We start from the raw sequence: 25,482 nt of genomic DNA on the forward strand, positions 1-25,482 counted from the left end.
ATGAGTGATATAGAAAAAGCATCGCAGCGCGGTATTATCGCTTATTTTGCGAATAATACGGTAGCGGCAAACTTGTTGATGGTCTTCATACTGATAATGGGTTTTATCAGTTATATGACTATCCAAAGGCAAATGTTTCCAAACTTTGAGATCAATTATGTAACGGTGTCAGCCGTGTATCCTGGCGCGTCTCCTCAAGAAATTGAAGAGGGGATCTTGATCAAAATTGAAGAAGCATTAAAAGACGTTACAGAAATCAAAAAAGGGGTTTACCGTGCTGCTAGAGGCAGCGGTAGTGCGCAACTTGAGATCTATAAAGATGAAGACTTAACGGAAGTAGAAGATAAAATTCGCTCGCGTGTGAATAGTATCGCGACCTTCCCAGCATCCATGGAGCCCGTGCAGGTTCAGCTTATAGAATTTCGTCAAGACGTGGTGAACGTCGCGCTGGCTGGTAATCTACCGTTGAATGCACTCAAGCCAATCGCCAAAGAAATCGAGGATGAATTACTCGAAATTCCAACGATTTCACTGGTTGACCGTTCAACCCCAGACTATGAGATTGGTATTGAAGTTGATCCAGACGCTCTGCGCCGTTACAACCTAACGATTAGTGATGTAAGTAGCGCAATTAGACGTTATTCGACCAACATTTCAGCAGGTCAAATCAGAACCGAATCTGGCATTATTGCAGTGCGTGTTGAAAACCAAATGTACCGCGGTAATGAGTTTAGAAACATTCCTGTTAAGGTCGGTGATAACGGCGCCAAAATTTATCTTCAAGATATCGCAGAAATTAAAGATGGTCTGACTGAAGGTGAATATTACTTCCGTTTGAATGGTGAAAATGCAGTATTCCTGTCGGTTAAAGCGACCAAAGACCAAAATATGATCCCAATCGCGAAAGCGGTACATAAATATATCGAAGAGAAAAACGCTAAGTTACCTGCAGGCTTAAGATTAGAACCAATCGTTGATATGACGTACTACCTGAATGCTCGACTCGAGATGATGAAGAGCAATATGTTACAGGGGGCGTTACTCGTCGCCATCATGCTGACTATTTTCCTACGCTTCAAATTAGCGCTATGGGTAATGATTGGCTTGCCGGTGTGTTTCCTTGGTGCGTTCCTATTTATGCCAGCACTTGGGATCAGCATTAATATTGTATCGCTGTTTGCCTTTATTATGGTGCTTGGGATCGTGGTGGATGACGCCATCGTCATAGGGGAGTCCGCCTACTCCGAAATTGAACGCAAAGGTCACAGCGTTAAGAATGTGGTGATTGGCGCTAAGCGTGTTGCAACGCCAGCAACCTTTGGTGTATTAACAACTATTGCTGTGTTTGCACCTATGTTGTTCTCATCTGGTCCTGAAAGTGCATTCTTTAAGTCAATCTCGGGCGTTATTATTCTGTGCTTGGTATTCAGTTTGATTGAATCCAAATGGATTTTGCCAGCGCACATTGCTCACACTAAGATTAAACCACTACGTCCAAACAGTCGTCGTGCTGCATTTAACAAGAAGTTCTTCGCATTTGTAAACGGACCATACAGACGCTTTATTCAGCGCTGTGTTGACTGGCGCTGGACCGTATTATTAACTTTTGTGGCGATGCTGGTATTTAGCTTTAGCTTAGTAACTTCGAACTTAGTGCGCTTTATTCCGTTCCCTAAGGTGCCTGAAGATTATCCAAAGATCGAAATTACCATGAACGACAACGTATCAGACGAGCAGACCATTACAGCGATGCAGTCTATTGAGTTAATGGTACGCAATGTCGATAAAGAGATTGCCCAAGAGTTCGGTCAAGGCATGATTAAGGATGTATATTCTTGGAACCAGAGCCGCACTAAGGGCTCAGTGTTATCGACGTTAGTGGACGAAGAGCAAAGACCATTTACGGCTTTTGAACTTGCACGCCGTTGGCGCGAGGCAATGCCAGAGATCACTGCAGTGAAGTCAATTATTGTGTATGACAGTGTTGGCGATCAAAGTGGTGGTGAGGGTGAATTTGGTTATCGCTTGCTAGGTTCTGATATCGAGACTCTCAATGCAGCGGGCAGACAGCTTATTTCAATGTTGCAGCAGCAACCCGGGTTATTTGATATTAGCTCGAGTATTGACCCTGCGAGTAAAGAAATGCAGATCGCGCTTAAGCCAGTGGCTTATGAGCTTGGCTTGCAACTTGCCGATGTTGCGATTCAGGTTGGTAATAGCTTCTACGGTGGCGAAGCACAGCGTGTTATTCGTGATGGCGAAGAGATCAAAGTGATGGTGCGTTATCCTGAACTTGATCGTAAAGCTTTGGCTTCACTTAAGCGTACTATCATCACAACGCCAAAAGGCAAAGAAGTGATGCTAGGCGATGTTGTAGAGTTTACCGAGAAGCCGGGTATCAATTATATTCGTCGTGAAGATGGCTTTAGAACGGTATATGTATACGGTAGCATCGATGAAGAGCTGATTGAGCCAGATGCCGTGGTTAAGAATATCGAAGAAAATATCTTACCAGAGCTACTAAAACAGTTCCCAGGCGTAAAAACTAAGCTAGGTGGTAGCGTGGAAGAGCGTCAAGCGCAAACCAGTGAGCAGATCTTATTCTTTGCCGCTGGTATGTTGATGGTTTATATCCTATTGGCTGTACCGCTTAAGAGCTATGCACAACCGCTTATCGTGATGTCGGTAATCCCGTTTAGCTTAGTTGGCGCGCTATGGGGCCACTTAGTGTTTGGCTTAGATATGAGTACTATGTCTATGTTTGGATTGGTAGCCGCTGCTGGGGTTGTGATCAACGACTCCTTGGTAATGACGGACTATATCAACCAAGCACGTGCTGAGGGCGTTAAGCTTAAAGAGGCTGTTATTGAAGCGGGTTGTGCACGCTTTAGGGCAATCACGCTAACCTCTATCACGACGTTTGCCGGTGTCATGCCAATCATCTTTGAAACCAGTCTACAAGCAAGGTTTGTTATTCCGATGGCGGTATCACTTGGGTTTGCAGTGCTATTCGCAACGCTTATCACGCTTGTGTTAGTGCCAGCCTTATACATCATCTTAACGGATGTGCAGGGTGCGGGTTCACGCTTAAAAGCGAAGATCAGACGCAAGCCTAAATCTGACGATAACCAACTAGAGAAAGCAGAAGCTTAGAAACTCTCGTCTACACTCAATAATATAAAGGCCGCGCAGTGATGCTCGGCCTTTTTTGTGTATTAAAAACCCAACCTGTTTCTAGGAAAGGTAAATTAATGATTTCTTGCTATACCTGTTTTGGGTAATTTTAATATAATTGCAAAAAATTGTTTAATTTAGGGTTGTTTTGAAAGTATCACTTATTTCAGGCGCTATTACATTTGCTCTGGGGGTCATCAGCACATCAGCTAAAGTACAAGCAAGTGATGACGTTGAACGTATTGAAGTTAATGGCTGGAAGCACGAGAGAGAATGCGTAATTAATGTACGTAGTATGAGGCAGGCAAGATGTTTCTCGGGGGGCTGGGGAGATTCTGGCGGTGGCAGTTCAAGTAGCAGTGGAGCATCTTCGGGTGGCGGGAGTAATGGTAATTCAGACACTACAGCAGAGCAAGAAGCCAAATTTAATGAAACAGCAAATGATCTTGCGGTGGCAGCAAAGGAAATACTAAATGCTCTAGAAGAATATCGAAAGAAGGTGAGAACGAATAGAAGGCTACATCAGAAGGTTAGTGAAAAAATAGCAAAAATTAACATGTTGATAGTTGCTACAAATGGAACATTGCAGACGTTTATCCACCTAGCTAACGGCGAGAATCGACTTGCTATTTCAGAGGCGATGACATTTGTTGTAGGGATCAGTACAGGTATGGGAGTGGCCAAAGCTGTGTCAATATTAGCGGGGACCAGTCCACAAGGTATGTTGCTTTCTGCATTTGCTGGTACAGCTTCTAGCTTTTTCGTTGGTAGTAAGTTTGAGTCATTTATGGATCAAGCTATACAGCAAGAGTTTAATATTCCAAGAAGTTGGTCAAATCCGAATGATGGAAGACCAGAAACCGTTACAGATATAGTTTGCGGTATGATGAGTGTAGTACATAGACCTGATGAGCCACCTTGCCGAGGCTATAGAAGCCTAGATACTTTAACTACGTCCGGGCATTTTATCGCACTTGATCTGGCACAGGATGGAGTAGAATGGTCACTTAATCCAAACACCAACTCCATTACAGTGGGAAGTGCTGATGCATTATTGATCATTGATGCAAATCAAAACAATCAGTTAGATAGTGCAAGTGAGATATTATTCAAGCCATTTACTGAGACTCAAGACACTATTTCTCTATTAGATTCAAACCAAGATGCAATACTCGATAAATTTGATAATAATTATCATTACCTTAAGGTTTGGCAAGATGTTAATTACAACGGGGTGATTGATGATGGTGAAGTCATTGCAGCTGCAGACAAGTCTTTAACGATTTACCTTGATGAAATGAGTACAGGGAATAGAAATCAGCAAGGACACATGGATGTTGAGGGGGCTGAATATGCTATTTCAGTGATACGTATTGGCTTTAAGCATGAGTAGTTAGTAGAACTGATAATATTTCTTATCATTAGTTAAGTCATAAATTTTCTGAATTTTATCCTATGCAGACAAAAATTACGTTTACAAAACGCTCCGGCTACCTGCCAATATGAGTCGGTATTGCCACCTCTTTCTTTGCTGCTTTGGCATATGGCAAAAGAAAAAGAGGGCTGTTGGGTCTACATCTAAGCTATTTTAGCTGCTAATTTAACTTCTTAATATGCGTTATACCAATAGAGTTGATTATCAGTGATTAGAAAATAAAGGGTATTATGATTCAGTGCGTTACATTAAAAAAAAGCTTTAGACTTCTACCTTTGCAAATTTTGGCATGCACTATATTTTTTGCACTGGGTACTTATTATGCGATAACAGTTGAGGATGTCGTTTCTGGCAATTCATTGACTGTGGATGCTAGTTTGGCAAGACCAGCAACAATGGTGATGCTGCTGCTCACTGCAGGAGTCATTGTTTATGCAATCATTAATCTGGAACACACATTAATCCTAAACTTTGAAAATCGTGAAATTCACATTTATAACTGGCGCTCAACACTGCCGAAAGTGTATAGAATGACGAGCAACAATAAGCTTTGTGTTTATCGCCATCCAAATAAGCAGGATCAATTTGGGGTTGAGCTACTTTCTGCAGAAGATGAAGAAGTTTATCTATATTCTAGTTTTGCCTGTAATTGGCTTGTGCCTAAATTACAAGGAGAGCAATTGTGGCAGGTTGCAAAGTCTCAGGGCGTTGCTATAGAGGAAACACCAGAAAGCTTTTTAGATGGTTGTTAATTCCTAAATTTGCTGTGATACACTGGTGAAAAATAACGAATTTAGGATGACAACTTGGTGATGGAAAAAACTCAACCGCTAGCCAAAAAGCAGCCGAAATCCTTGCTGCACCATAATCATGAGCGTATCGACAACTACTACTGGATGCGTGATGACGAGCGTAAAAATGCTGATGTGTTGGCACACCTCAAAGCAGAGAATGATTACTGTGAAGCGCAAATGGCGCCTCACCAAGCGTTGCAAACCCAGCTGTTTGAAGAAATGAAAGGTCGTATCGTAAAAGACGATAGCTCAGTGCCCGCAAAAGATGGCAACTATTGGTATGTGAGTGAAGTGAGTGGTGATGAGGAATATGCTAAGTATTATCGCGCATCACAAGAAGATTTGTCGGATAAAAAACTTCTGTTAGACATTAATCAGTTAGCCGCTGGCAACGAGTTTTATGACATCGGTGATATTACCGTAAGCCCAGATGAGCAACTGCTTGCCTATAGTGAAGATACTGACGGGCGTCGAATTTATACCATCAAGTTTCTTGATTTAAATACCAATACATTACTGCAAGACGTGCTGTATAACACCGAAGGTCAGGTCATTTGGGCGAACGACAATAAAACCGTATTTTATGTCAAAAAAGACGAGCAAACGTTGCTCGGCTTCCAAGTGTATCGCCATGTGTTGGGAACGCCACAAAGCGATGATATTTTGGTGTTTGAAGAGCAAGATCGCCAATTTTATATGGGATTGGGTAAAAGTCGTGACGAAAGCGCTATTTATATCTATCTCGCTGCGACGGAAACGAGCGATCAGTTAATACTGGATGCAAACGATCCTTGCGGTGAGTTTAGCACCCTAATTCCAAGAGAAATTGGCCATGAATATGGTCTTGAAAAAATGGGAGAGTTCTTTTACATCCTGAGTAACAAGAATGCTAAAAACTTCAGGTTAATGCGTGCAACAGCGGCAACCGTTGGTGATGTCGAGCAATGGGAAGAGTTAGTTGCCCATCGCGACCATGTACTATTAGAAGGCTTGGAGCTGTTCAACAGTCACTTTGTGCTGACTGAGCGTGAACAAGGGCAGATCCGTTTTGTTGTCCACGATTATCAAGGGCAGAGCTATCACCTTGGATTTGATGATGCTTGTTATTTTGCCACGGTAGGAAATAACCCTGAGCCAAGTTCAAGTAATATTCGTATTCACTACTCGAGTATGACAACTCCCAGCTCAGTGTACGATTGTGATTTAACTACAGGTAAGAAGACGCTGAAAAAGCAACAGCAAGTGTTAGGTGATTTTAAACCAGAATATTATCACTCTGAACGTTTGCATATTACTGCAAGAGATGGCGTTAAAGTCCCTGTATCTTTGGTGTATCGCAAAGATAAGTTTAATCAAGACGGTAGCAATCCATTATTGCAGTATGGCTATGGTTCTTATGGTATTACTATCGATCCTAACTTTTCTAGTCAAATTCTAAGCCTGTTAGATAGAGGATTTGTATACGCGATTGCGCATATTCGAGGTTCTGAGATGCTTGGTCGTGAATGGTATGAGCAAGGCAAAAAAGCGCATAAGCAAAATACCTTCAACGACTTTATTGATGTTACCAAGGCCTTGGTTGAGCAGAGCTACGGCCATAAAGACAAAGTGTTTGCATCAGGTGGAAGTGCAGGTGGCCTGTTAATGGGCGCAATTGCAAACCAAGCTCCAGAGCTGTATTTAGGGTTAGGCTGCCATGTGCCTTTCTTGGATGTGTTAACAACCATGTTGGATGAGTCAATCCCATTGACCACCAACGAGTATGATGAATGGGGTAATCCGAATAATGAAGCGGACTACCAGAATATTTTAGCATATTCGCCGTATGACAATATTGAAGCCAAAGCCTACCCAAATATTCTTGTCACCACAGGCCTACACGACTCGCAAGTGCAGTATTGGGAGCCCATGAAGTGGGTTGCTAAGCTTAGAGAATATAAAACGGATGATAATGTACTGGTCTTTAAAACCGACTTGGAAGCGGGTCACGGTGGTGCGTCAGGCCGATTTAAAAGCCTACATGAAAGAGCACTAGAAATGGCATTCTTTATCAGCTTATTGGATGGTAGGTCGTAGCTTTAACTCGACAAAAACGCGATAAAAGATCGCGAGGTAAACTCGCTCCTACCAGAGAAGAATCTGAGTAGGAGCTGGCTCGGTTTATAGGTCGTCGCTTTAGCTCGACTCGTACACCCTAGCCTTAGCCCGAAAACAGCGAGATAAAAGATCGCGAGGTGAACTCGCTCCTACCAGAGGAGAACCTAGGTAGGAGCTGGCTCGGTTTATAGGTCGTAGCTTTAGCTCGACTCGTACACCCTAGTCTTAGCTCGAACTATACGTCTATCTTAGTTTAAATACGCTTTAAGCATCCATACCAGCTTTTCTTGCTCTTTGATGTAGTCGCTCATTAGCGCTGCTGTCCCTTCATCTTCGGCTTCACCCGCCTGTGCTAAAATTTCACGCTGCATAGAAATAAGTGTTGTGTAGCCATCAAGCAAGGTTTCTAGTGCTTGTGTACCATTGCTGATCCCTTTTGCTTCGTGAATTTTACTGGTTTCCAAATAATCAGAAAACGCATGCAATGGGTTGCCTTCAATCGTCAAAATACGCTCTGCGATTTCATCGACTTTCTCAAGCAATAGCGTATAAATTTCTTCAAATTTTAGGTGCAGTTCAAAAAACTCACGACCTTTGATGTTCCAGTGAAAACCACGGGCATTCATATATTGAATTTGATAGCTGCTTAGTAGCGTATTAAGTGACGTTACTAGCGCTTGGCTCTTGGCTTTGTCTAAACCGATAGAATTAATGTTTGTCATGCGATGCTCCTTGTTGATTCACAGTCAGTATGGCGCAACCTTAGGTGATTGCCCAATGATTAAAATCAAAGTGTTTAATCGGAAAAATCAATCAATAAAATAAAAACATATCAAATATTAATACAATATGACGTTGGGATGAGCGTGGTAAAAAACAAGATGAAACCCTAAAAGGCACTCAAAAATAACAAGATGGCATGAATACTTGGCGGGAATAAAGCTTGCCAACTTTTCCCAAAGCCTTACCAGAGCGCGTAGTTTTTGATCTAAGACAAGTGTTTAATCTCGTTCGTATTTTGGCGGTTTCAAACTTGATTTAGGTCAAAATATCACCGCATCATAAGCGCATAATCATTTCATCAAGACACAAAAAACGCGGTGTCTACTACTTGAGGAAATGAGTATGAAAGGCAAAACAAAATCAGAACATAAAATGGAACTCGTCGTCGTTGTTATCGCTTTAGTCGCTTTTGTTGTTGGGCTAGTGGGTCACTTAGCTGGCGCAAGCATCGCAAACTCAGATACCTTTGGCTATATTGCAGCGCCAGTACCGTTATTAGTTGGCTTGATCGCAGTGATTGCTTACAAAGTAGCTGCAAGCGCAGAGCACTAAGGCCTCTCTAACAGCTCGCAGATATAGTCCATTACCGCACGGGAATATATTAAGCTGGTATGGCTGAGATGAAATACTTTGTGCTCGGCCATGCCACTGAGCTTGGTTTCTTCTAACAACACTGTGCCATCCGACTGGCTACCTTTTTGTAGCAGTGGCATTAGTCCGATGGGTAGGTCGCCGGCAATACTGTAAAGCTTGGCGTCGAAAGGCCAATCTTGATTGTTAGATAATAAAAACTCCACACTGTTTTTTAACAGTAGCTCCAGTCCTTTGTCGTGCATATGCTTGGCAATGGCACTGCCTTTATGTGGTGTCCCTAAGGTCACCACTTTTTTTACTTGCTTGCTCGCTATAGAGCCTCGCTCTAAATACGCTCTTGCAACTAAGCCTCCCATGGAGTGGCAAACGAGTGCAGCGGGGCGGTCGCCAACAAAAGTATCAATAGCGGCGCAGATCTCATCAATATTTGGTGTTAACGTGTTATAGCTTAAATTGAGAATACGGTAGCCCGATTTACCTAATCGAGCGCTAAGCGGGCGCATCACAAAACCAGACATGTACAAGCCATGTAGCACCACAATGCTCTCGATGTTGGCGCTTGCGGTGATATTGAGTGGAATAGGAGCGTGGTTCATACCGCCTCTTCAAACTTGAATACTTCTAAGCCTTGCGCGAGTGTACCACCCTCACTTGAATACTTGATGTATAAATCAAACCAAATTGAAAAATTATTATCCAAGATCCTGTGATCTTGGCTAATCAAATTGCCACTCTTGCTTGTAATCGTACCTAAAGCCAATAGAGATGGAGTCCATATCGATTTGGTTGTCGAAGGACTTGTTTAAGTACTCCAAGTGCACTCTGAGGGGCGGTGTTGGTAGCCACTCAAGTGTAACATTGTAGCCATCGAAGCTTTGATTAAGCGGATCATGACTGCCGTAACCGTCATCAAAAGCAAAATATCCGGTTTTGAGCTTATAGTGTTTTGCGAGTTGATAGGCTAACGAAAGATCAAAGGTGTGGCCTTGTCGAGAATCAAGTACGCCCACGCGTTGATAGTCTTTGTCCTGATACGCCATGGCAGCGTAAAAGCGGGAGGTAAATTGATAAGCCAGCGCACCAGACCAAAGTTGGTTTTCACCAATATGCTGCTCGTTATCGTATACATTGTTTTGTTGATAAGTAATCGCCGCATGTAAACCCGCGTTATCGTAACTTAACCCAGTGTTGAATAAATCCGTTTGATTATCGCCCTTATCCCCATTAAATTGGCCAGCAGCGATAACCGTCATTGGTCCCAATTCATAGCGGTAAGTAACTAAATTATCAACGAAAAAAATACTCTCTGGATCGTAAGCAAATGGGCTGCTGGCGTGATTAAAAATATCAACGTATTCGGCAATAAACAGATACTGTGCAGGCCTTTGTTTGCCAATGCCAAACCGACCATACGGTGTACCTAGCGCTGTATAAGCACGACGTGATTTGCCAAAATTTCCTTCATTGGCGAGATCGATGCCCCATTCACCATGAAGTTCGGCCTGCCAGCCCGGCATAAATTCATGTGTCACTTTAATCCCTGCGTGGGATAAGGCATCACGAACATCCCAGTTACTTGTATCATCTTGATTGATTACGCCAAATGTCGGGCGTATTGTGGCATAGGTTTGGAGCGTGGTTGAGGGCTCGGTAGGTGGTTTTACAGGGTCACTTTGTGGTGTTGATTTTGCCACAGGAGCTGCGGCCTTTAGTTCGCTATTTTGCGTCATAAACCGAGCTTTAAGCTCAGCCAATTGCCGCTCAAGATTTTCAATGTCGGCCATGGTGACAGGGCGTTCGGCTGCCAAAGCTGCTGAAGAAGTCAGTAAACAGGCTAGGCCAATCAGTGCGTTTGAGTTGCTCAAAGTAAAATTCATGGTTTTTACATCGCTCAGTTGCCAATAATCGAATTATAGACAACACTTTTGATATTCGAGCACTTTTTATTCAGGCTGTTGAATATGAAGATCCGCACTAAGTTCTCTGTGACTTCTGCCATAGTGATCTTATTGATCATCACCACGACGACGCTTTCTACTTACTGGTTTGTTAGCGATTCGGTAAAAACCAAAACCCATGCCTATGTAACAGATAGCACGCAATTGCTGGCCGTGAGCATAGAGAATTGGCTGGCCGGTAAAGCAACGCAAATTAATGTGATAAAAAGTCAGTTAGAGCAAAACTTTAGCGATGATCACTTTCAACAAGCACTGAATACACCAGTGTTTAAAAAGGAGTTTCTGCTGGCTTTTGGTACTTTGGCTAATGAGGAAGGGCTCAGGTCGAACAACCCCGCTCGCAAAAATCCTCCAGGTGTCGATTTTAGAGAACGAGCTTGGTATAAGCTTGGTAAAAACCAAAATAAAACCGTTTATACCAGTCCATATACTGACGCAGCGACAGGTGAATTATTGCTGTCGGTGGTGTCTCCCATCATAGTGAACGGTAATTTTAAAGGGGTAATTGGGGGAGATTTAAGCCTAAAAACCATCGCCAATAGTGTCAATCAGGTCAACTTCGATAACACGGGTTATGCCTTTTTGGTCGATAAGTCTGGTAATGTCATTTCTCATCAACATGCCGAATTTAACGGCAAAAAACTGCAACAGGTATATCCAGCTTTACGCTTAGATACCGTAGATAAGTTGCAAGAAGTGGATACTAAAGAAGGCAAAAGGCTGTTTTACTTACATTCGCTTGATAACACCTTTGGTACGGACTGGTATTTGGCGGTATTAATCGATAAATCAAAAGCCTACAAAACACTAACTGAAATTACTATAAACTCTCTGATCATTGCCATTTTAGCAGTGGCTATTGGAGTATTCTGCGTACGGACTTTGGCAATTCACTTACTTCAACCATTACGGGATTTGGAATCTGCAATCACCGGCATGGCAAGTGGGGGCGGTGACTTAACTCAGCGCTTAAAAATCGTTAACGAAGACGAGTGCGGCACGGTAGCGCGACAATTTAATTTGTTCTTGGGTTTTTTGCATGGGCTAGTAAGCAATGTAAAAGAACGTGCAGACGACGTGGTGATAAGCAGTGATGCCGCCAAAGAGCTGTCGACGCATTCTTCACAGAAACTTGATCAACAAGTTAGCCTCATTGAAAACCTCGCTACTGCGATGAATGAAATGAGTACTACCTCGACCGAAATCGCGGGTAACGCGCAGCAAGCCGCAAGCTCTATTACCTCGGTAAATGAAAAGACCTCCGAAGGGCAAGAGATATTCTTTAAAGCGCGAAGCCAAATTAATGCCTTGGCTGACGATATTACTGCATCGTATGAGCTGAGTACGCAACTTGCAGAATATAGCCAAAATATTGAGAATATTCTTTCGGTCATTAATGGCATTGCAGAACAAACCAATCTACTGGCACTTAATGCTGCAATTGAAGCCGCACGTGCCGGAGAGCAAGGTCGTGGTTTTGCGGTTGTGGCCGATGAAGTGCGATCTTTAGCATCAAAAACGCAGGAATCCACCACCGAAATTAAATCCATGATCGACCAGATCCAAGCCTCGTCCATTCAAGTTCAGCAATCTATGGGAAGCAGCCGCGATAAAACCCAGCAATGTGTGTCGCAAACCGAGCAAGCGACACATATGCTAGAAGAAATCTCAGAAGCAGTAAAAGAGCTTATGGATCGCAATATTCAAATCGCAACCGCCATCGAAGAGCAAAGTGTGGTGATTGAAGAAATCAATAAAAATACAATACATATCAACGATATTAGCGTCGAAGTCGGCAGTTTTTCAGACAAACAATACAGCGCCAGCGAAGAACTCGCGAAAAACGCCCATGAACAAGAAGCGCTGCTGTCTAAGTTTACGTTGTGAGTTTTTGAGTTTGAATTATCCACTCAACTTTTGAGTGGATAATTCAAGGCAAGAATATTTTCCACTGCGCTGCTAACGCGTAACGAAATGCCTCATGAATCTGTTAGTAAACTAACTCCATGTTCCGAGTTCACTTTAATTGTTATTTTATTACGCTAGAAACCAAGCAGGCCATATCAGTGATTTCCATATCTGCAATTAGGGCCTGTTGATCTTTCAAGTTTGTTTTTGCAGCAGTTTGATTGGTATTTATACAAGGCAGAGCCAGCGTAGCATAGTCATTCTATGTAAGTCTGGCGATAACACAGTAGAAATGCTAATCAAGCGCTGCCCTTTGGGTTCATCTGAGTGCGCTTTGTTCATTGTTGCTCAACTTTTGCCTAGATTACTAGGCGGCAAGTCGAGCGTCGCGACCAAAACACACTCAGAAGAACAAAAATCAAACAGCAAAGGTCAACAGGCCCTAAGTGTAGATGTGTGATGAAGTCCATTTTTTCAATGTTCTCGAGCAGGCAGTTGCTACCCATGAAAGGTGTGATGGGGGGGGATAAGCTGCTTGTGAGATCTTCTACGATTTTTATTAATTAAGCTGTTTTCAAGGGTTACAAAAACTATCAGCATAACCTCTTAATTCGCAGTGCAAATAGTTTTGTGGGAGGCGGTACACCCGCCGAGAAATTGTGCTTTCTGGGTGTGATTGCTGGGCGTAGAAACCTGTCAGGAGGACAGGTTGGCTTTACTCATAGCTGCGATATATGGACAAGTATTTTGAGTGTGATATGTGAATTAAACAGAATTCATAGCCATTAACCCAATCCTGCTAATTTATAGTAGAATAGCCAACTTAGTGATGAGGTACTGCTGCTGTATTAAAAGCGTTTAGTACCCTATGTTGTATCCTACACTTATCTCTTGCTCCGTACGAACGACGTTATGGTAGGTGTGAGTTTAGCAAGGTGTTCAACATATGAGCTTTTAAAGTTAATTAATACAGGTGATTATAATGGCAATACAGTGGTTCCCAGGGCATATGAATAAAGCGCGCAATGAGATCAAAGAGATCATGCCGCAGATGGATGTCATTATTGAAGTGCTGGATGCTCGTATTCCATACAGTAGCGAAAACCCGATGGTAGGGCAGTTACGCGGTGACAAGCCTGTTATCAAAATCATGAACAAAGCGGACCTTGCCGATCCTGAACTGACCAAGCAGTGGATGGAGTATTTTGAACGTGAGAGCGGCGTAAAAGCACTGGCGTTTGGTCATGATAAGGCGAATGAAGTACAGCGTATTAATGCGCTTTGCAAAAAGCTTGCACCTCATAAAGTGGGTCAAGATAAGCAGCTAAAAGCTATGATCATGGGTATTCCAAATGTGGGTAAATCGACACTTATCAATACACTTGCTGGCAGAATCGTTGCAAAGACAGGTAATGAACCAGCGGTAACTAAAGCGCAACAGCGTATTAAGCTTGAAGACGGCATTATGCTTTACGATACGCCGGGTATGTTGTGGCCAAAGGTTGAGAACGAAAACTCGGGCTATCGTTTGGCGGCAACGGGTGCTATTCGCGATACTGCTATCAATTATGAAGAAGTGGCGAGCTACACCGCTGAATATCTGCTAGGTGCATATCCAGAGCTTTTAAAAGCACGTTACAAGCTCGACGAATTACCGGATTGTGACTGGACATTTATCGAAATGGCTGGCCGCAAGCGCGGCTGTGTAAAGGGTGGCAATCAGGTCGATACGCATAAGATGTCTGAGATTTTAATCAACGAACTGCGCGATGCTGTTATCGGGCTGATCACGATGGAAACGCCGGAAATGCGAGAGTCGGAAGAAGAAATGGTTGCTGAGTTACGAGCACAAGCTGAGGCTAAAAAGGCCGCGCGTGAAGACGAAAAACGTCAGCGCCGCGCAAGAGCGCGTAAGAATCGCCGCTAAGCGGCGAATTTGGTTTGATTCCGACCTTGTTTGGCACGATAGAGCGCGGCATCGGCGCGCTTTATAAATCCATCTTCCGATTCATCAATATGGTATTGTGCAACGCCAATACTGACTGTCACTTTGACCTCACATTCCGCCTGCTCTAGTGCAACATGGATCTTCTCAGCAATCGCAATTCCTTGCTCTAATGTCGCTTTGGGTAGCAATACCATAAATTCTTCGCCTCCCCAGCGGCACAGCAAACCGTTGTTTTCTATCTGCCGTTTACATACGTTCGAGAAGCATTGCAACACTCTGTCGCCTACCACATGGCCATGTTGATCGTTCACTTGTTTAAAGTGGTCAATGTCCATCATCAACATCACTACAGGGGTTGATTGGGTACGCGCTTTAGCTAAATGATGCTGAAGCTGTGGCTCGAAGGCTTGACGATTAAAGGTATCGGTGAGTTTGTCGTACTTCGCCATTTTTTCTAAGCGTTTTTGATAATGATTAAACGTCAGCTGCGCTACGGCCAATATTAATAAGGTGACGAGGCTCCCTACCCATAAATTGGTTGTGAGGATGTCGCTTATTCCACTTGATTTATCTATTGTTTGCTCAACAATTAAATACCAGCCTATAGAGTCCAAATAGCGCGAATGGACAAACTCGGCATGGTCGTCGGTTTCCAACTGAAATTGATATTCGGATTGATTGAGCAGCGCCGTTGCTTGGGTTGGAAAACGATCATGAATACTGGTGCCAGATAGGGTCTGATCGTTAAAAAATAATAGCCTGCCTTTGTGGTCAATAAAGTACAGTTTGCGTGCGTAGCTGGCTTCGTATTGTTCGATTAAATTGTGTAAATCAGCCAATAAGATACCAACCCCAACAACGCCAATTACATCGTTGTTTTGCCTTATTTTATGATTGACGTAAACAATAGCTTCGTTGTTATCTCTTGGGTCTATATCAACATTGAGCGCATAGTCAGCATCGCTATGCAGGCTTTCACGGTACCAATCGTTTTGTTTGGCGCGAATGTCTAACTGCTGGGTGTTACCATCAAAGTGGTAATAAGTGAGGCTCTTGTCATCCACTAAAAAGCTTGTTTTTGCGTGATGTAATGATCGAGTATCTTCTAAGTAGGTGAAAACAAGCGCAGGGTCTTGCTGTGAAGAGGTTAGCCAACGTTTAATAAAGACGTTATTTGCCATTTGCTGAGAAACAATAATTGGAGCTTGAAGCCGTTTTTGTATATCTAAATCAATCAGATGACTGGTGAGTGGCAGAGCGTCATCGCTCACCCCTTTATACAACGATTGTTTAGCATGCTCGATACTTATCCAGCTGGTGAAAATAAACCCTACCAGCAGCAGCAGGCTTAACAACATGTTATAACGGTAGCGTCGAGCGTTCATATTATTGTTATTTTTGGAAAAATAGAATGATACGGATTCTAGTAAAAGAAAACGATTACACGACATTACAGCTGAACAAACGCTGATAGAAAATGTAGGTATAAAAAAAGCCCTGAGCAGGGCTTTTTGATTCATATCTACCGTCACCGATATGAGCAATGTAGCAAGTAAAAAGTGGTTGCCAGTGATACACATCAAGGGGCGTTGTAGCACATCACCGACAACACGATTCAGGGTCGAATCAGCAAGAGTATGTTCTCTTGTTGATATTGATTATCAATTAGATTAGCCGTTAGGTCAATACCTTTTTGAAAATAATTCTCATTAATGTTTGTGCGACTGTTTTTCGGTAAGTGCTGAAAATAGATATAAATTTTGGGCATAAAAAAAGCCCTGAGCAGGGCTTTTTACGTTCATATCTACCGTCACCGATATGAGCAATGTAGCAAGTAAATTGTGAGAATAAACTTAGTCAGGTTTAGGGGCGACTGAATTAAGCTCATTCAAGCCATTAACGTTGGCCAGCCGTGTTTCAGGGTCGAGAAACAAACTAGAGTACTAATGCCAATCTCAAGGTAGCGAGTACATCAGGTAGGCAGGGCTTTACAACTATCAACCTTACTAACTGAGTTGGCGAAACAACACGTTGCCGTCTTGTTGATAGTGATTATCAGTTAGATCTAACAATGAGTCAATACTTTTTTGAAAATAATTCTCATTAATATTAATGCGGCTGTTTTTCTAGGAAATACCGAAGTAAAAATAAATTTTGGGCATAAAAAAAGCCCTGAGCAGGGCTTTTTGATTTCATATCTACCGTCACCGATATGAGCAATGTAGCAAGTAAAAAGTGGAGTTAGCGTCTAAATACGAGGAGCAATGCAAGTGCCTGCTAACGTCCTTGGTAGTTGTGGATACCAGCCTTGTTTCGGGTCAAGAAACTATTGTGATAACAAGTTGAGCCGTCACTCTCGTCTTGTTGATAGTGATTATCAATTAGATTTGAGGGGCTGTCAACGTTCTTTTTGAAAATAATTCTTATTTAGATCTAGGTGGTTGGAATTACACCAAATTTAAATTTATTGAGTGTATTGTTTTATTAATGTGATGGTTTTTGGTGTGTTGTATGTCTTATTTCTGCTTATTCTTGGGGGCAAAGTATTATTCTATATTGAGCTTTGTAGGCTCACCGTTTCCAGAGCCTCAGAGAAAAGCTAGGTTAATTCATCATCCACATCTTAGATATTTTGATTAACGCAGCGGTCATACTTTCGCTTCACTCGTTATTTATTTCCACACTACTTTGGGTTTTGTTCATATTGCTCATGATTTTTATGCACAAAACGCGTTTTACTCAACTTAATCAACTTATTTCCGCAATCTATGGTTAATTGAGGGTTAACAATAAGCTCGTACTTGATAGCAGGTTGTAGTCGCTAGTCACAATACGTTTAAGACAAATGAGTACAGAGCAATGAGAACAACAATAATGAAGCCAGTTGCAGCAATGTCATTAATTGCGGTAACTGCTTGCCCCGTTTTGGCACAACAAGATGAAGCACTAGCCAGCAAGGTTGCAAAGCTAGAAGCGCAATTAAAGGAATTACAGTCCAATAAATCACTAAACCTTGAGTTTGGTGGGCGTGTACAACTCGATTTTAACCATTTTAGTGGTGCATACAGCGCCGATAATAAGGGTGATGCCGCGAGCGATTTTTTTCCGCGCCGGATCCGCACCTATGTCGAGAGTGAGCAAGGCGACTGGGAACACAAGTTACTACTCGATTTTGCCGAAGGCGATGCCGAGATAGTCACAGTAAGAGTGCGCTATACCGGTTGGAACAACGGCCCGCGCTTTCAGTTTGGTAAATTAAGAGAAGATATCACCCTGAATGCGCTCACTAGCAGCAAACACATCAATACCATAGAGCGCAGTTCCATCGCTGATACGTTTTCTCCTTACTTTCGGTGGGGCGCATCAGCTTATCAATATTTTAAAGATTCCGGTTTTCGCTATGCGTTAGGGGTATATAAAAACGACGCATTTGGTGCATCTGGGCGTGACCAAGATGACCGTCTGGCACTTGCCTATTCGGGGCGTTTGACTTGGTCGCAACACACTCCCGGTAAAACCCTGCATTTAGGTGGTTGGGGTTCGTACCGTGATATGGGCGGTGCAACGCTGGGTAATCGCCTTGCTCGCGGTGAAGTACGCGAAGCCAAAGTGCGCCTCGTGGATTATGCTGCAGGCGGTGATGTAGTTGCCCTTGATAGCATGTCACAAGCCGGGTTAGAACTCGCTTATCAACATAACGCCTTTATGCTTGAGGCCGAATATGCCACACGCAACTTAGATACCCTCGACCCTACTTCTGCTTTAGATGGGGGAGATATTTCGGGTTATCACTTGTCCTTGAGCTATTTCCTGACCGGTGAACACAAACAATATTCCGCAGGCTCTGCGGTATTTAAGCAACCTAAAGGGGTAAAAAATGCGTGGGAGTTGGTTGCACGTATTTCCAGTATGGATGCTGAAAACGCCAACCAAGGCACGCAAGTCGACGCCTACACACTGGGCGGCACCTATTACCATTCCAGCAGCTTAAAGTTCATGGCTAACCTTGTCTATGCGGATGTTTCAGGAGCTGGAAGTTCCGCGTTGGTTGGTGACGAAGATTCAGGGTTTGGTTTTGCTGCACGCTTGCAGTATCTATTTTAACGGGAGCAGGTTATGAAGTTTGCATTAAAGCATCTCAAGTTAGCAATGGCTGGCGTGGCAATGATGTCTACTCAGGTATTAGCGGATACCCACTTTTTAATTCCCGGCGGTCCAGGTGGTGGTTGGGATACTACGGCTCGAGCTGTGGGCGAGGCGTTGGTGAAATCAGGGCTTGAGTCCAATGCGTCGTTTCAGAATATGTCAGGCGGCGGTGGCGGCCGTGCTATTGCTTACTTAATTGAATCGGGCAATAAAAAAGGCGATATGTTGATGGTTAATTCAACACCAATCGTGCTGCGCGCATTGTCGGGCAAGATCCCCTACAGTTATCGTGATTTAACGCCCGTTGCCAGCGTAATTGCCGATTATGGTGCATTCGTGGTGCGTGATGATTCGCCTTTTAAGAGCTGGAAGGAGGTGATTGCTCGTCTAGAAGTAAACCCTGGCTCAGTGACAGTTGCGGGTGGTTCTGCTCGCGGAAGTATGGATCATCTCGTTGCAGCACAAGCAGTAAAAGCGGCAGGTGTTGACGGTCGCAAGCTGCGTTACATTCCTTACGATGCCGGTGGCAAAGCCAAGGCCGGTTTATTGTCTGGCGAGGTGAAGATGCTCTCGACCGGATTAAGTGAAGCGCTCGACATGGCAAAAAGTGGTCAGGCGCGCATTCTTGCTGTGACTGCGCCAGAGCCTATCGCGGACTATCCAGAGATCCCAACCCTGAAGTCTCTAGGCTATAACATGGAATTTGTTAACTGGCGTGGTTTTTTTGCGGCTCCGGATCTCCCCCAAGCAAAACTCGACGAATATACCGTGAGATTACAAAAGCTGGTGCAAAGCAAAGAGTGGGAAGCGGTGCGTGCACGCAACGGTTGGTTGAATCTATTTAAGCCACAGCACGAGTTTATTGAGGCGCTAGAGGCACAAGAAGCGCAGCTGAAAGTGGTGATGGAAGAATTGGGTTTCGTTAGACGCTGATTAAATTAAATAGGTGGCTGTAGTGAGGTTACTGCACCACCTAAAAGTGGGTAATTCACTATGTTAAACCGAGAATTGTTAGGCCCAGTGCTGTTTTTAATTCTGTTTTCACTCTATGCGGTATCTGCTTGGCAAATCCCGATTATGCCTTTTGAAGAGTATGAGGCGGTAAACTCAGCAACTTTGCCTAAGGTATACGCGCTGATTGGCATTGTTGTTTGTCTTTTGTCGATCGCCGCAACATTGTTTAAAGGCGTCTCTGCGCTTGATAAACGTGAAGGAGCGGAGACTATCTCCAAGGCAACCATAGCCCAATGTGCAGCACTGATTGTATTGATGCTTATCTACAGCAGTGTGCTTGAAGAACTCGGGTTTATTGTTTCGACCATTTTGTTTTTAGGCTGTGGCTTTTTAATTATGGGTGAGCGACGTAAGCAAATTTTGTTATTGGCTTCAGTGCCTGTGGTTATCGTGTTTTGGGCCATTATGACGCAGCTACTTGGGATCTATCTGGTTCCTGGTGATTTTTGGAGTTAAGCCATGTTAGACGGTATTTTAGTTGGCCTGTCCACGGCCTTTATGTGGCAAAACTTACTGTACGTAATTGTTGGTTGCTTTGTCGGTACTTTTATCGGCATGTTGCCCGGCTTAGGGCCAATCACGGCGATTGCGTTGATGATCCCTATCACTTACAACATCGGTGCCGACTCCGGTATGATCTTAATGGCAGGCGTATATTACGGCGCTATTTTTGGTGGTTCGACTTCCTCTATTTTGATTAACGCTCCCGGTGTAGCTGGTACTGTGGCATCGTCATTTGACGGTTATCCAATGGCAAAACAAGGACATGCGGGTAAGGCTTTGGCTATTGCCGCTTATGCTTCATTTACTGGCGGAACGATTGGTGCGTTGATGCTTATGATAGCCGCACCACTGCTTGCAAAAGTGAGCTTAAGTTTTCAGTCTCCAGACTATGTGATGTTGATGTTTTTGGGTCTGACCGCGATTGCTGCTTTTTCTGCAAAAGGGCAATTTTTAAAAGCCATGATGATGACCGTATTTGGCTTGATGCTGTCGACGGTGGGAATAGACCCTTCATCTGGAACTGAGCGTTTTACCTTTGGTCAGGCAGACTTGCTAGACGGCGTAAGCTTTTTGTTGGTCGCAATGGCAACCTTTGCATTGTCTGAGGCGCTGATCAACGTGATCCGTCCTGAAAAAGCTAATCAAGGTTCGAATGATGATGACACCCCCGTTATTGGCTCAACAAAATTATCTGGCGCTGAAGTGAAAGAAATGGCGCCAGTTGTGGGGCGCTCTTCGATTTTAGGATTTATCATTGGTGTATTGCCGGGGGCTGGCGCAACGATTGCGAGTTTTATGGCTTATGCGACAGAGCGAAATTTGGCACCCAAAGCCATTCGTGAGCGTTTTGGGCGTGGTGAAATCCGTGGCTTAGCGGCACCTGAGTCGGCAAACAATGCCGCTTGTACTGGGTCGTTTGTACCCTTGTTAACGCTTGGGATCCCAGGGTCTGGCACCACTGCGATTATGTTAGGGGCGCTGATTGCCTATGGTATTCAGCCGGGTCCTACGTTAATGCAGGATAATCCTACGGTGTTTTGGTCGGTAATTGTGAGCATGTATTTTGGCAACATTGTGCTGCTGATTTTAAATTTGCCACTGATCCCTTATTTCGCAAAGGCTTTGACCCTGCCGCGTTCAGTTCTCACGGTGATGATTTTATTCTTTAGCTTGATTGGTGTTTATCTGGTGTCATTTAATACTTTCGATTTGTTTATGATGGTGGGTTTTGCCTTGGTGGCGGTGGTGCTGAGATTATTGAGTTTCCCGATGGCACCTTTGCTCCTTGGATTTATTCTCGGCGATATGATCGAACGTAATTACCGCCGCGCCATGATGATTTCGGATGGCTCTATTAGCTTTATCTGGGAGCGGCCGTTAACTTTAGGCATATTTGCGCTTGCCATGTTAGTGTTGTTGATCCCATTAAAAGAGTACTTCCAGCAACGAAAAGTTGCGCAGTAACCCTAGTAAACCCGCAGTGAGGAAATACGTGTGTCGCAATCACAAAAATTAGCACGCAGACCAAAACGCTTAGAAACGCGACTGATCACTTGGGTTGTGGGCTTGTGTGTGATCCAAGCATGCTTATTTACCGCGCTGGTGTATCAGGTTATTACGCAAAGCTTACACCAGGAAGTGGGAGAAAAAGCCTTGGCTTTGGCTAAGGCGGTGGCGGTTCGTGAAGATGTTATGGCGGCACTCATAACAGATAGGGATAGCTCACAGATCCAACGCCTCAATACTAATGTTGAGCTGCTGCGCCAGGCAACTGGCGCAGATTTTATCGTCATTGGTGACACCGAAACGCGACGTATTGCCCACCCAGATGAGCAAAAAATTGGTCGCACTATGGTCGGAGGGGATAGTCAAGCGGCGCTGTCCGGAGAGAGTTATATCTCAACGGCACAGGGAAGTTTAGGTGAATCTATTCGCGGCAAAGTGCCGGTGTACTCTCCCGCTGGTGAGGTGATTGGTTTAGTCTCGGTAGGCTTTTTAGTGCAATCCGTCGAGTCGTTGGTGTTGCAGCGCAGCATTGCCGTTTTTGTCGGAGCTGCAGCGGTGTTACTGCTCAGTGTCATTGCCGCGATTTGGATTGGTCGACGTGTCCGCCAAGCCATTTTTGGCCTGCAACCAGATGAAATCGGGCGCTTATTTGCAGAGCAAGAGGCCATACTGAATACCGTACGGACGGGGATTATCGCGCTTGACCCTGATGGCAGCGTGCGTCGTTTGAATCAACGTGCGTGCGAAATTCTCGAAAAGCCTCGCGGCTTGAGTAAGCAAGGTTTGCACCTGAGCGATCTGTTGCCAGAGCATAGCGACTTCTTGTTGCATAATCCCAATCGCCCTTTAGTTGGTTTTGAGCTATTTGTTGCTGACAAGCGTTTGGTGTTATCGCGGTTTGCGCTGCAAGTGCAAGGTCAACACGAAGGTATTTTACTGAGTATGCGACCCTCCGATGAACTAGAATATGTGTCAAAGCAGCTCACTAAAGTACAGGCTTTTGCAGAACTGTTGAGAGTGCAAACGCACGACTATTCAAACAAGTTAAATACCATTGGCGCGCTTATCCAAATGGCACAATATGACAAAGCGATTGAGCTGATAGGTCAAGAAAGCCAAGGCTCACAAGCGCAAATTGAAAACCTCCTCACCTATATACAAGAGCCAGTGATCGCGGGCTTATTACTCGGTAAATACCATAAAGCGCGAGAGCACAATGTGGCACTCGAGGTGAGTTCCGACAGTGCGCTGTGTGCTATCCATCAAAAAGAGATGTTGGAGCGAATAGTTTCAATATTAGGTAATCTCATCGATAATGCCATTGAAGCGGCAAGAACGACGGCACAGTTGCGGCCTGCCAAAGTGGTTGTAACAGTGGATGAAACGGTTCAGGATATTATCTTTGATGTTGAAGATAGCGGCACTGGACTGATTGGTAACGTCGAAGAGGCGTTTACGCCGCAGTTTAGTACTAAGTCCGGCGACCAACATGGTGTTGGCTTATATCTCGTAAAAACAAATCTTGATTCCTGCCACGGAACCTTAGAGGTTGGGGAGTCTGAATTACTTGGTGCAAGGATCACGGTCTTTATTCCCAAGCAAGTAAAAGAGCAATAACAATGACTTATTCTGTGGTGATCATCGAAGATGAAGTAGCTGTGGCACAATTATTAGCGCAATACCTAGTGACACCGGCAACACCAAGTAGCGCGAGGCAAGGGCAATATCGGGTGGTGGCCAGTAGCGACAATGTTTCTACCGCGACGGTACTGTTGAGTGCGATACAAGCTGACTTAATTTTATTGGATATTTATCTACCTGATGGCAACGGCCTTGAGTTTTTAAAGATGCTACGCGAGCAAGGCTGTAAAAGCGAAGTGATGCTGATCACCGCAGCAAAAGAAGTAGCGACGTTAGAAAAAGCGATCCGTTTGGGAGTCTGCGACTTTCTAGTTAAACCGCTGATCTTGGAACGACTCGACCTCGCACTCGCTCGCTTTGAGGCGCGTCAGCAGTGTTTGGATGGTGCCAATGAAGTGACGCAATCTATGGTAGACACTTTATTTGGTAGTGAACAGGCGAGCGTACCAAGTACGGCTAGACTACCCAAAGGCGTAGACCCACTTACTTTGGAAAAAATTCGTACGGCATTTCAAAGCCAGCCCAAGCAGGTGTTCACTGCAACCCAAATGGGAGAATTGGTGGGTGTGAGCCGCTCAACCGCTCGGCGCTATTTAGAGTTTTTGGTTAGTATAGAAGAAGTAAAAGCCGACCAAAGCTACGGTAGTATTGGTCGGCCAGAGAGAAGCTATCATTTAAATTAAGGGTGTGCCTGTAGTGACTGCCATGGGATCACCGGCGCATCATTGCTGCTAGGACGAGTAAATTCGCTGAGATAAGGTGTAGGTCCTGTGAAGAAACCGGTATTACGTAAGTAAAAGCGGCTTTGCTCCTCACCACCTTGATAATCCAAACGCGACCCTTTTCTGGCGGTGGCGTCATAAGTGAATTTAGCCTGATTCAACTCAACCCAGTTACCTTGGGTGTCACGCAAAAACTGGCGGTTATAAAATGCCTTACGCTCAAACTGTCCAGCTTCGGGTAAAAAGTTTTCCAAAAAGCTATGCGGTCTTGCAACATAGGTGTTGGTTTCAGGGCGGCTAAAGGCTGCGATCAGCTTCCATTGACCGGTTTCCGGCGCATAAAAGTAGCCACGATATTCTGTATGGCCTTCATAAGTCGTACTAGGCTCGATATTGACCAAAAAGCGATATGTCGTATCCGGTTGCCAGTTATAACGTAAATAGCTTTGCCCACCAGAACCTTCATTGCCAAATTCACCGACGTAAACGCCTTCGCCTTTGGCGAGTAATTTGATTTTAAGATTGTCAGGAATTGTGCTCGGATCATCGGTTTGGTACGGGCTCCAAACCGAAAATAGCACGCGACGCTCGGTGGGTGAGTTTACCTGAATACCAAAGTAACCTTCGCCAAAACCATTCGCCATAAAATACGAACCTTGTGGATCATAGCCAGATGGCACCGTTACTTCGTTGTAAAACCAGTTATAGTCCTTTTTGTCAGGTACGGTATAGGAAAGGTGTACTGAAGGGCCGCGACGACCCCAGTAAAAGTCTTCTTTGACATAGTTAGGCGCGGGGGTCATGGCCTCGCCATCGAGACTGAGCCCGGTAATGGCAGGGAAGGTACTGTTTCGCCCATTGGCTAAGGTGTCACCGGCTATTTGGACGGTTTGATAGCCAACTTGCGTCACGATAAAGTCACCGACTTTAACCTTATTCGGACTTTGTCTATCGAGGTTAAGCGCCACTTGTTTATTGTTATGCGTTACCAGTAATGTACTTGGTGCACTTGGTTTCTCAAGGTGTAAATAGAGGGTATAGGTGCCAACGTTATTGGCATAAAAATAGTGATTAAACCTGAGTTGCTTATCTTGCCATGGGGCAATTCCGGCTTGAGTTATATATTGCCTGCTGGCGTCAATATCATTATTGACCCAGGCGTTACCGTAACTGCTGATATAAGCCTCTTGTGCTGAGGCAAATACTGAGGCGCACAGCAGTATCGGTGTGATTATTGTATTCTTCATCTTAAGTTCCT

The 25,482-nt window shown here is 44.2% G+C and carries 18 protein-coding genes; 13 read left to right on the plus strand and 5 right to left on the minus strand.

The features are described 5' to 3' along the window. The 4 genes from NO992_RS09805 (at position 1) to NO992_RS09820 (ending at position 7,479) form a co-directional block, all read left to right on the plus strand. Positions 1–3,153, plus strand: coding sequence for an efflux RND transporter permease subunit (locus NO992_RS09805; RefSeq protein WP_010376521.1), 3,153 nt, complete (start codon positions 1–3; stop codon positions 3,151–3,153). Positions 3,154–3,322: 169 nt separating this feature from the next. After that, positions 3,323–4,567, plus strand: a complete 1,245-nt coding sequence (locus NO992_RS09810) for a hypothetical protein (RefSeq protein ID WP_371376556.1) — start codon at positions 3,323–3,325, stop codon at positions 4,565–4,567. Positions 4,568–4,986: 419 nt separating this feature from the next. After that, complete coding sequence (locus tag NO992_RS09815; protein WP_371376560.1) at positions 4,987–5,361, plus strand: hypothetical protein; 375 nt, start codon at positions 4,987–4,989, stop codon at positions 5,359–5,361. Positions 5,362–5,421: 60 nt separating this feature from the next. Then, on the plus strand, positions 5,422–7,479 hold the full coding sequence (locus tag NO992_RS09820; protein WP_371376563.1) for a S9 family peptidase: 2,058 nt from the start codon (positions 5,422–5,424) through the stop codon (positions 7,477–7,479). A gap of 269 nt (positions 7,480–7,748) precedes the next feature. Here NO992_RS09820 and NO992_RS09825 read toward each other — a convergent pair whose 3' ends face one another. Continuing rightward, complete coding sequence (locus tag NO992_RS09825) at positions 7,749–8,222, minus strand: Dps family protein (protein WP_045964032.1); 474 nt, start codon at positions 8,220–8,222, stop codon at positions 7,749–7,751. Positions 8,223–8,625: 403 nt separating this feature from the next. On the opposite strand from NO992_RS09825, the gene NO992_RS09830 reads away from it, so the two are divergent. Continuing rightward, on the plus strand, positions 8,626–8,835 hold the full coding sequence (locus NO992_RS09830) for a hypothetical protein (protein WP_010376516.1): 210 nt from the start codon (positions 8,626–8,628) through the stop codon (positions 8,833–8,835). Here the strand turns inward: NO992_RS09830 and NO992_RS09835 are convergent. Together NO992_RS09835 and NO992_RS09840 are read right to left on the minus strand one after the other, a co-directional pair. Beyond that, positions 8,832–9,473, minus strand: a complete 642-nt coding sequence (locus NO992_RS09835) for an alpha/beta fold hydrolase (RefSeq protein ID WP_371376567.1) — start codon at positions 9,471–9,473, stop codon at positions 8,832–8,834. The two genes, NO992_RS09830 and NO992_RS09835, sit on opposite strands and share 4 nt — an antisense overlap. Positions 9,474–9,593: 120 nt before the next feature. After that, entirely contained in the window at positions 9,594–10,754 is a 1,161-nt protein-coding gene (locus NO992_RS09840) for a porin (RefSeq protein ID WP_371376570.1), read from the minus strand. A gap of 84 nt (positions 10,755–10,838) precedes the next feature. On the opposite strand from NO992_RS09840, the gene NO992_RS09845 reads away from it, so the two are divergent. Both NO992_RS09845 and ylqF read left to right on the plus strand, forming a co-directional pair. Beyond that, the gene (locus NO992_RS09845) at positions 10,839–12,722 is read left to right on the plus strand and encodes a methyl-accepting chemotaxis protein (RefSeq protein WP_371376573.1); all 1,884 of its coding nucleotides are present in this window, start codon (positions 10,839–10,841) and stop codon (positions 12,720–12,722) included. 1,003 nt (positions 12,723–13,725) lie between these two features. Beyond that, positions 13,726–14,670: a ribosome biogenesis GTPase YlqF gene (gene ylqF / locus NO992_RS09850; protein ID WP_010376511.1), complete on the plus strand. Its 945-nt coding sequence runs from the start codon at positions 13,726–13,728 to the stop codon at positions 14,668–14,670. On the opposite strand, the gene NO992_RS09855 is transcribed toward ylqF, so the two are convergent. Continuing rightward, positions 14,667–16,076 carry a diguanylate cyclase gene (locus NO992_RS09855; RefSeq protein WP_371376576.1) on the minus strand — a complete coding sequence of 470 codons (1,410 nt, stop codon included), beginning with the start codon at positions 16,074–16,076 and terminating at the stop codon, positions 14,667–14,669. The two genes, ylqF and NO992_RS09855, sit on opposite strands and share 4 nt — an antisense overlap. 1,489 nt (positions 16,077–17,565) lie before the next feature. On the opposite strand from NO992_RS09855, the gene NO992_RS09860 reads away from it, so the two are divergent. Genes NO992_RS09860 through NO992_RS09885 form a run of 6 tightly spaced genes read left to right on the plus strand, consistent with a single transcriptional unit; the run spans position 17,566 to position 24,185 of the window. Next, positions 17,566–18,795 carry an OprO/OprP family phosphate-selective porin gene (locus NO992_RS09860; RefSeq protein WP_371376630.1) on the plus strand — a complete coding sequence of 410 codons (1,230 nt, stop codon included), beginning with the start codon at positions 17,566–17,568 and terminating at the stop codon, positions 18,793–18,795. A gap of 12 nt (positions 18,796–18,807) precedes the next feature. Continuing rightward, a complete protein-coding gene (locus NO992_RS09865) occupies positions 18,808–19,770 on the plus strand; it encodes a Bug family tripartite tricarboxylate transporter substrate binding protein (RefSeq protein ID WP_371376579.1) in 963 nt (320 codons plus the stop codon). Positions 19,771–19,830: 60 nt separating this feature from the next. Next, positions 19,831–20,307 carry a tripartite tricarboxylate transporter TctB family protein gene (locus NO992_RS09870; protein ID WP_010376507.1) on the plus strand — a complete coding sequence of 159 codons (477 nt, stop codon included), beginning with the start codon at positions 19,831–19,833 and terminating at the stop codon, positions 20,305–20,307. 3 nt (positions 20,308–20,310) lie between these two features. Next, positions 20,311–21,819 (plus strand): tripartite tricarboxylate transporter permease, encoded by a 1,509-nt coding sequence (locus NO992_RS09875; RefSeq protein ID WP_010606897.1) that lies wholly within the window; start codon positions 20,311–20,313, stop codon positions 21,817–21,819. A gap of 30 nt (positions 21,820–21,849) precedes the next feature. After that, positions 21,850–23,478 carry a sensor histidine kinase gene (locus NO992_RS09880; RefSeq protein WP_253107666.1) on the plus strand — a complete coding sequence of 543 codons (1,629 nt, stop codon included), beginning with the start codon at positions 21,850–21,852 and terminating at the stop codon, positions 23,476–23,478. 2 nt (positions 23,479–23,480) lie between these two features. Further along, positions 23,481–24,185, plus strand: coding sequence for a response regulator (locus NO992_RS09885; RefSeq protein WP_017218317.1), 705 nt, complete (start codon positions 23,481–23,483; stop codon positions 24,183–24,185). Here the strand turns inward: NO992_RS09885 and NO992_RS09890 are convergent. Next, entirely contained in the window at positions 24,182–25,471 is a 1,290-nt protein-coding gene (locus tag NO992_RS09890; RefSeq protein ID WP_371376586.1) for a DUF3472 domain-containing protein, read from the minus strand. The genes NO992_RS09885 and NO992_RS09890 overlap by 4 nt on opposite strands. Between the last annotated feature and the right edge of the window lie 11 nt (positions 25,472–25,482).

The sequence above is a fragment of the Pseudoalteromonas sp. DY56-GL79 genome, from assembly GCF_041414765.1.
Classification (GTDB): Bacteria; Pseudomonadota; Gammaproteobacteria; order Enterobacterales; family Alteromonadaceae; genus Pseudoalteromonas; species Pseudoalteromonas piscicida.